The sequence below is a fragment of the Streptomyces regalis genome, from assembly GCF_001509475.1.
Classification (GTDB): domain Bacteria; phylum Actinomycetota; class Actinomycetes; order Streptomycetales; family Streptomycetaceae; genus Streptomyces; species Streptomyces regalis.
On sequence record NZ_LLZG01000109.1, the window covers coordinates 1 to 8,131 of the forward strand.

6 protein-coding genes and 1 pseudogene are annotated in these 8,131 nt (G+C 70.0%); all 7 read left to right on the forward strand.

Annotated features, from left to right (window positions below):
* Positions 1–547: pseudogene (locus ADL12_RS16305) on the forward strand (hypothetical protein); the annotation flags it as partial.
* Positions 548–727: 180 nt separating this feature from the next.
* On the forward strand, positions 728–1,570 hold the full coding sequence (locus tag ADL12_RS16310; RefSeq protein ID WP_062703023.1) for a nitrilase-related carbon-nitrogen hydrolase: 843 nt from the start codon (positions 728–730) through the stop codon (positions 1,568–1,570).
* A complete protein-coding gene (locus ADL12_RS16315) occupies positions 1,567–2,850 on the forward strand; it encodes an aspartate aminotransferase family protein (protein ID WP_062703025.1) in 1,284 nt (427 codons plus the stop codon). The genes ADL12_RS16310 and ADL12_RS16315 overlap by 4 nt, the downstream gene beginning before the upstream one ends.
* Positions 2,851–2,873: 23 nt before the next feature.
* Positions 2,874–4,457 carry a PucR family transcriptional regulator gene (locus ADL12_RS16320; protein WP_062703027.1) on the forward strand — a complete coding sequence of 528 codons (1,584 nt, stop codon included), beginning with the start codon at positions 2,874–2,876 and terminating at the stop codon, positions 4,455–4,457.
* 180 nt (positions 4,458–4,637) lie between these two features.
* Complete coding sequence (locus ADL12_RS16325; RefSeq protein WP_062703029.1) at positions 4,638–5,480, forward strand: nitrilase-related carbon-nitrogen hydrolase; 843 nt, start codon at positions 4,638–4,640, stop codon at positions 5,478–5,480.
* A gap of 97 nt (positions 5,481–5,577) precedes the next feature.
* The gene (hydA, locus tag ADL12_RS16330) at positions 5,578–6,981 is read left to right on the forward strand and encodes a dihydropyrimidinase (RefSeq protein ID WP_062703031.1); all 1,404 of its coding nucleotides are present in this window, start codon (positions 5,578–5,580) and stop codon (positions 6,979–6,981) included.
* Between the two features lie 11 nt (positions 6,982–6,992).
* Positions 6,993–8,015, forward strand: a complete 1,023-nt coding sequence (locus ADL12_RS16335; protein WP_062703033.1) for a TIGR03842 family LLM class F420-dependent oxidoreductase — start codon at positions 6,993–6,995, stop codon at positions 8,013–8,015.
* The last annotated feature ends 116 nt before the right edge of the window (positions 8,016–8,131 follow it).

The following is an 8,131-nucleotide window of genomic DNA, read 5'->3' on the forward strand; positions in this document are numbered from 1 at the left end:
GCGTGAGCCGATGGACCCGGCGGATCGGCGGGAGGTCGTCGGGACCGTGGAGACCCTGGTGAGGCTGCGCGGAGAGGGGCGCACCGGTGAGGCGCATGTGCTGCTCGTGGAGGCCGCGTACTGGCCCGCCGTCCGCTTTCCGCTGCTCGCCGCCGAGATGCAGCGGGCCGGACTCGGCGCCGACTGGGCGACCCTGTTGTGGGAGGCCGCCTCGCTGCCCCCCGAGCGTCTCGTCGCCGCAGCCGACGCGCTGACCGTCGCGGGGCGTGCCGACGACGGGGAGCAGATCCTGCGGCAGGGCGTGGCGCGGCCCGCGCACGAGATCGGGCAGGCCGTGACGGGGCTGGTCGGCGAGGGGCGGTACCGCGAGGTCCGCGCACTGCTCGACGCGTACGTCCGGGTCCGCACCCCGGAGGAGGCCGCCCGCAGCGCCGAGCCCGCCCCGAAGACGCTCGTACCGCTGCTGCTGGAGGCCGCCCGGGGTGTCTCGGACGAGCGCCACTGGGATCTCGTCCACGCGCTGCGGGTGGCGGGCCACACGGCCTGACACCGCCCGCCGCACCCGTCCCACCGGCCCCATCCGTCCCCCACTGGAGTGTGAAACGTGATCGACTCAGCGGGTTAACGACGATGGTCTTGGCAAGGCTGTTCCGGGGGCTTACTTTCAAGCCTCTACAGCCCTCTCTACGGGCGTAGAGGCTCTGACGTCCTGTCGAAGGAGCAGCTCATGGCCAACGTCGTTCGTGCCGCTCTGGTCCAGGCCACCTGGACCGGCGACACCGAGTCCATGGTGGCGAAACACGAGGAGCACGCCCGCGAGGCGGCCCGGCAGGGTGCCAAGATCATCGGGTTTCAGGAAGTCTTCAACGCTCCCTACTTCTGTCAGGTCCAGGAACCGGAGCACTACCGCTGGGCCGAGCCGGTACCCGACGGGCCGACCGTGCGTCGTATGCAGGAGCTCGCCCGCGAGACGGGCATGGTGGTCGTCGTCCCCGTCTTCGAGGTCGAGCAGTCCGGTTTCTACTACAACACCGCGGCCGTGATCGACGCCGACGGCACCTTCCTCGGCAAGTACCGCAAGCACCACATCCCGCAGGTCAAGGGCTTCTGGGAGAAGTACTACTTCAAGCCCGGCAATGTCGGCTGGCCCGTCTTCGACACCGCCGTCGGCAAGGTCGGCGTCTACATCTGCTACGACCGCCACTTCCCGGAGGGCTGGCGGCAACTCGGCCTCAACGGTGCCCAGTTGGTGTACAACCCGTCGGCCACCTCGCGGGGTCTGTCGGCCTACCTGTGGCAGCTGGAGCAGCCCGCTGCGGCCGTCGCCAACGAGTACTTCGTCGCCGCGATCAACCGGGTCGGGCAGGAGCCGTACGGGGACAACGACTTCTACGGGACGTCGTACTTCGTCGACCCGCGTGGCCAGTTCGTCGGTGAGGTCGCCAGTGACAAGGGCGAGGAACTCGTCGTCCGGGACCTCGACTTCGACCTGATCGAAGAAGTGCGGCAGCAGTGGGCCTTCTACCGCGACCGCCGACCCGACGCCTACGAAGGGCTGGTACAGCCGTGACCAAGGACCTGCTCGGACGCCACCGTGCCGTCATGCCGGACTGGCTCGCCCTCTACTACGAGGAGCCGCTGGAGATCACCCACGGCGAGGGCCGGTACGTGTGGGACTCCGAGGGCAACCGCTACCTCGACTTCTTCGGCGGCATCCTGACGACGATGACCGCGCACGCGCTGCCCGAGGTGACGAAGGCGGTGAGCGAACAGGCCGGGCGGATCATCCACTCCTCCACCCTGTACCTCAACCGGCCCATGGTCGAACTCGCCGAGCGCATCGCCCATTTGAGCGGCATCCCGGACGCCCGCGTCTTCTTCACCACCTCCGGCACCGAGGCCAACGACACCGCGCTGCTGCTCGCGACGACCTACCAGCAGAGCAACACCATCCTCGCCATGCGCAACAGCTACCACGGCCGCTCCTTCAGCGCGGTCGGCATCACCGGCAACCGCGGCTGGTCACCGACCTCGCTGTCGCCGCTGCAGACGCTGTACGTCCATGGCGGGGTGCGCACGCGCGGTCCGTACGCCGCTCTGAGCGACGACGATTTCATCGCGGCCTGTGTCGACGACCTGGTGGACATCCTCGGCCACACCCGCCCGCCCGCAGCCCTCATCGCCGAGCCCATCCAGGGCGTCGGCGGCTTCACCTCGGGGCCGGACGGGCTGTACGCCGCGTTCCGCGAAGTGCTCGCCGAGCGCGGCATCCTGTGGATCGCCGACGAGGTGCAGACCGGCTGGGGCCGCACCGGCGACCACTTCTGGGGCTGGCAGGCGCACGCACAGTCCGGCCCGCCGGACATCCTGACCTTCGCCAAGGGCATCGGCAACGGCATGTCCATCGGCGGTGTCGTGGCCCGCGCCGAGATCATGAACTGCCTGGACGCCAACAGCATCTCGACCTTCGGCGGCACGCAGATCACCATGGCGGCCGGCCTCGCCAACCTCAACTACCTGCTGGAACACGACCTCCAGGGCAACGCCCGGCGCGTCGGCGGACTCCTCGTCGAGCGGCTGCGGGGCGTCGCGGCGCAGGTGCCGCACGTACGGGAGGTGCGCGGCCGGGGCCTGATGCTGGGCATCGAGATCACCAAGCCCGGCACGGACGAGGCCGACCCGAACGCAGCGTCGGCCGTGCTGGAGGCGGCCCGCGCGGGTGGCCTCCTCATCGGCAAGGGCGGTGGTCACAACACCACGTCGCTGCGCGTCGCCCCGCCCCTGTCCCTCACCGTCGCGGAGGCCGAGGAAGGCGCCGCGATCCTCGAGAGCGCTCTGAGGAGCATCTGACCCGGCTGAGCAAGGGAACCACCATGACCACCACCTCGGAGACCTGGGAGCGCCTCGAACCGGTCCTGTCCGTCCGGCAGGTCCTCACCCTGGAGCGGGTGCTGGCCGGGGAGCCCGAGGTGGTGGCCGGCGCCGGTCAGCTCGACCGTCCGGTGCGCTGGGTGCATGTCGCCGAGGCACCGGACGTCGGGGTGATGCTCAGTGGCGGCGAGATGGTGCTGACCACCGGGGTGCTGCTCGCCGGGGACGCCGAGAAGCAGGCCGAGTACATCCGGTCCCTGTACCGGGCGGAGGCCGCGGCCGTCGTGCTGGGCCTGGGCCGGGCGTTTCCCGCCCCGCCGGACGTGATGCGCCGGGCGGCCGAGCGGTGCGGGCTGCCGATGGTCGTCCTGCACCGTCCCTTCCCGTTCGCCGAGCTGACCGAAGAGGTGCAGTCCCGGCTCGTACGGCGGAAGTTCGCCGCCGTCAGCCTCTCGGAGGCCGTACGGACCGCGCTCACCGGACTCATCACCGCGGGCGCCCCGCTCCAGCGGCTCCTCGACGAGGTCGCCACGCACAGCGCCTGCCCCGTCGTCGTCACCAACCTCGCCCACCGCGTCCTCGCCACGGCGGGGGAGCGGTCGGCGGTGGACGACGTGCTGCGCGACTGGGAGCGCATCGCCCGGCAGGCCGGCGGCAGCGAGGGCGACGGCTGGATCCGCGCCGAACTGGGCGGACGCGGCGAGCGGTGGGGCCAGATCGTGCTGTGCGGGCACCGCGGCGACACCGCCACCGGACGGCTCCTCGCCGAACGCGCCGCCGAGGCCCTCGTCCTGCACCGCATGCTCGGCGGCAACTCCGCGCACACCTGGGAGGAGCAGTCCGCGCAGAGCCTGCTGACCGACCTCGTCAGCGGGGTCGTACCGGCCCGGCAGCTGTTGCCACGCGCGCGTGCCGCCGGGCTGCCGGTCAACCGGCGCACCTTCGTGCCGCTGGTCGTGCGGGACGCCGAACCGGCCCCACTGGAGCGTGTGCTGCGGATGCTGGGGTTGTCCGGGATCGTCGCCGAGCTCGCCGACGGGGCCACCGCCGTGCTGCTCAGCCTTGCCCGGGACCAGGACGCCGCCGTGCTCGCCGCCAACTTCGCCGCCCGGGTGCGCTCGGAGTCCGGGGCCGCCCGGACCGTCGTGGCGGCCGCCGACGCGCGTACCGCCTGGGACGACGTACCGGCCGGACTGCGTGAGGCGCAGCACGTCGCCGATGCCGTCACCGACTCCTCGACCGCCCTCGACCTCCCGGCCGTCGTACGCCTCAAGGACGTCCATCTGCGGGGCCTGATCCGGCTGTTGCGGGACGACCCGCAGGTGCAGTCGTTCGCCGAGCGCGAGCTGGACGGGCTGCTGCGCGGGCGGGACGACGAGGCGGGCGCCCTGCTCGCCGTACTGCGGACGTACCTCGCCACCGGCCGCAACAAGTCCCGCACCGCCCAGCTCCACCACGTCTCCCGGCCGGCGCTCTACCGCCGCCTTGAGGCGATACAGGCACGGCTCGGCGTCGACCTCGACGACTTCGAGCAGGCCGCCTCGGTGCATATCGCGCTCCTCGCGCACGACGCTCAACTGGGCTGACACGGCGCTGCGGAAACAGCGTAGAAACACTCGACGACCTGGGAAAACGGCGGTGAAACATGGTTCCTGGAAAGGGTGACACCGTGACACGCCGCACGCCCTCAGACGTGACACCGTGCAACTCAAAGCCCGCTTTCGGACTTCCTAGCCTTCTCGCACACCGAGCGACCGGAGGTCCCGATGAGCAGAGTGATCCGTGCCGCCCTCTTCCAGACTGCCTGGACCGGCGACAAGGAGTCGATGATCCAGGTACACGAGCAGGCGGCCCGCGACGCGGCCGCGCAGGGTGCTCAGGTCCTGTGCTTCCAGGAGCTGTTCTACGGGCCGTACTTCTGCCAGGTCCAGGACAAGGCGTTCTACGAGTACGCCGAGCAGATCCCCGAGGGCCCGATCGTCCAGCGCTTCCAGGCGCTCGCCGAGGAACTGGGCATCGTCCTCATTCTGCCGATGTACGAGGAGGAGCAGCCCGGCGTCCTCTACAACACGGCCGCCGTGATCGACGCGGACGGCTCGTACCTCGGCAAGTACCGCAAGCACCACATCCCCCAAGTGCCGGGATTCTGGGAGAAGTTCTACTTCCGTCCCGGCAACGTCGGCTGGCCGGTGTTCGACACCGCCGTCGGGAAGATCGGCGTCTACATCTGCTACGACCGGCACTTCCCGGAGGGCTGGCGGGCGCTGGGGCTCGCGGGTGCGGAGATCGTGTTCAACCCCTCGGCGACCTCGCGGGGCCTGTCCGCCTACCTGTGGCAGCTGGAGCAGCCGGCGGCCGCGGTCGCCAACGAGTACTTCGTCGGTGCGATCAACCGCGTCGGCGTCGAGGAGCTGGGCGACAACGACTTCTACGGGACGACGTACTTCGTCGACCCGGAGGCCCAGTTCGTGGGCGAGGTGGCCAGCGACAAGGAGACCGAACTGGTCGTCCGCGACCTGGACATGGCCAAGCTGCGCGAGGTCCGCGACCGCTGGCAGTTCTACCGCGACCGCCGTCCCGACGCGTACCCGCCGCTGACCGCGCCGTAGCGGGTCCGGGCATCGCCGGCTCGGCGCACGGGGGGGCCGGGCCGGCGATGCCTGCGACTTGCACGAACCCAGTGTTGACCACGGTAGGAGAGGGAGCATGAGCAGCCGTACCGTCATCCGTGGTGGTCTCGTCATCACCGCGTCCGACGAGATGCACGCCGACGTCCTGATCGAGGACGGCCGTATCGCCGCCCTTGCCGCGAGTGGCACCCCGGCCGCCGAGGCCTGGACGGCCGAGCGGACCATCGACGCCACCGGGAAGTACGTGATCCCGGGCGGTGTCGACGCCCACACCCACATGGAGCTGCCGTTCGGCGGCACCTTCGCCTCCGACACCTTCGAGACCGGCACCCGGGCCGCCGCCTGGGGCGGTACCACCACGATCATCGACTTCGCCGTGCAGAGCGTGGGCCACTCGCTGCGCGAGGGCCTCGACGCCTGGCACGCCAAGGCCGGGGGCAACTGCGCGATCGACTACGGCTTCCACATGATCGTCTCCGATGTGAACCAGGAGACGCTCAAGGAGATGGATCTGCTGGTCGAGGAGGGCGTGACCAGCTTCAAGCAGTTCATGGCCTACCCGGGGGTGTTCTACTCCGACGACGGCCAGATCCTGCGCGCCATGCAGCGCTCGGCCGAGAACGGCGGCCTGATCATGATGCACGCCGAGAACGGCATCGCGATCGACGTGCTGGTCGAGCAGGCGCTGGCCCGCGGCGAGACCGACCCGCGCTACCACGGGGAGGTGCGCAAGGCGCTGCTGGAGGCCGAGGCCACCCACCGCGCCATCAAGCTCGCCCAGGTCGCGGGCGCTCCCCTGTACGTCGTGCACGTCTCGGCGATGGAGGCAGTCGCCGAGCTGGCCAGGGCACGCGACGAGGGCCTGAACGTCTTCGGTGAGACCTGCCCGCAGTACCTGTTCCTGTCCACCGACAACCTCGCCGAGCCGGACTTCGAGGGCGCCAAGTACGTGTGCTCGACGCCGCTGCGGCCGAAGGAGCACCAGGCGCAGCTCTGGAAGGGCCTGCGGACCAACGACCTCCAGGTCGTCTCCACCGACCACTGCCCCTTCTGCTTCGTGGGCCAGAAGGAGCTGGGGCGAGGGGACTTCTCGAAGATCCCCAACGGCCTTCCCGGCGTCGAGAACCGGATGGACCTGCTCCACCAGGCCGTCGTCGACGGCCACATCTCGCGCCGCCGCTGGATCGAGATCGCCTGCGCGACGCCGGCCCGGATGTTCGGCCTGTACCCGAAGAAGGGCACCATCGCGCCGGGGGCCGACGCCGACGTCGTGATCTACGACCCGCAGGCCGAACAGGTCATGTCCGCCGTGACGCACCACATGAACGTCGACTACTCGGCGTACGAAGGCAAGCAGACCACCGGCCGGGTCGAGACGGTTCTCTCGCGCGGCGAACTCGTCATCACCGAGCGGGAGTACACCGGGCACGCCGGGCACGGCGTCTACACCCCCCGCTCCACCTGTCAGTACCTCAACTAGGAGCGGAGCACATGGACTTCGGACTCGTTCTGCAGACCGACCCGCCGGCCTCCAGGGTCGTCAGCCTGATGAAGCGCGCCGAGCGCAGCGGCTTCACGTACGGCTGGACCTTCGACTCCGCCGTGCTGTGGCAGGAGCCGTTCGTGATCTACAGCCAGATCCTGGCGAACACGCAGAAGCTGAAGGTCGGCACGATGGTGACCAACCCGGGCACCCGCACCTGGGAGGTCACCGCCTCCACGTTCGCCACCCTCAACGACATGTTCGGCAACCGCACCGTCTGCGGCATCGGCCGCGGCGACTCGGCCATGCGCGTCGCCGGCCGCAAGCCCAACACGCTCGCCCGCATCAGCGACGCCATGAAGGTCATCCGGGCACTGGGCCGCGGCGACGAGGCCGACCTCGGCGGCGGCACGGTCGTCAGGTTCCCGTGGATCAAGGAGGGCGCCGAACTCCCCGTATGGATGGCGGCGTACGGGCCCAAGGCCCTGAAGATGACCGGCGAGGAGGCCGACGGGTTCATCCTGCAGCTCGCCGACCTCTATCTGACCGAGTACATGGTCAAGGCCGTGAAGGACGCGGCGGTCGCCGCCGGGCGCAATCCCGACGACGTCAAGATCTGCGTCGCCGCCCCCGCGTATGTCACCGAGGACGACTCGCCCGAGAAGCTCGCCCACGCGCGCGAACAGTGCCGCTGGTTCGGCGGGATGGTCGGCAACCACGTCGCCGACCTGGTCGCCAAGTACGGGGAGCACTCCGCCGCCGTACCCGACGAACTCACCGACTACATCAAGGCGCGCGAGGGGTACGACTACTCCCACCACGGACGCGCCGACAACCCCGACACCCAGTTCGTGCCCGACGAGATCGTCGACCGGTTCTGCCTGATCGGACCGGTCGAGAAGCACATCGAGAAGCTGAACGCGCTGCGTGAGCTGGGCGTCGACCAGTTCGCGGTCTACGACATGCACGACGCGCAGGAAGCCGTCATCGACGCGTACGGCTCGAAGGTCATCCCTGCGGTCAACTCCTGACCGAAGCCGTCGAGTTCGGACGCCTCCAGTACCCCCGCTCCACCTGCCCCCCCACACCTTGTCTCCCTCCCCGCGGCCCGGCCTCCCCGCCTCCCACCTCGGGGAGGGGCCGAAGG

Excerpts from the sequence above, each read along its gene's own strand:
- ADL12_RS16310 (WP_062703023.1), top strand. The coding sequence starts at position 728 with ATGGCCAACGTCGTTCGTGCCGCTCTGGTCCAGGCCACCTGGACCGGC.
- ADL12_RS16320 (WP_062703027.1), top strand. The coding sequence starts at position 2,874 with ATGACCACCACCTCGGAGACCTGGGAGCGCCTCGAACCGGTCCTGTCC.
- ADL12_RS16325 (WP_062703029.1), top strand. The coding sequence starts at position 4,638 with ATGAGCAGAGTGATCCGTGCCGCCCTCTTCCAGACTGCCTGGACCGGC.
- hydA (WP_062703031.1), top strand. The coding sequence starts at position 5,578 with ATGAGCAGCCGTACCGTCATCCGTGGTGGTCTCGTCATCACCGCGTCC.
- ADL12_RS16335 (WP_062703033.1), top strand. The coding sequence starts at position 6,993 with ATGGACTTCGGACTCGTTCTGCAGACCGACCCGCCGGCCTCCAGGGTC.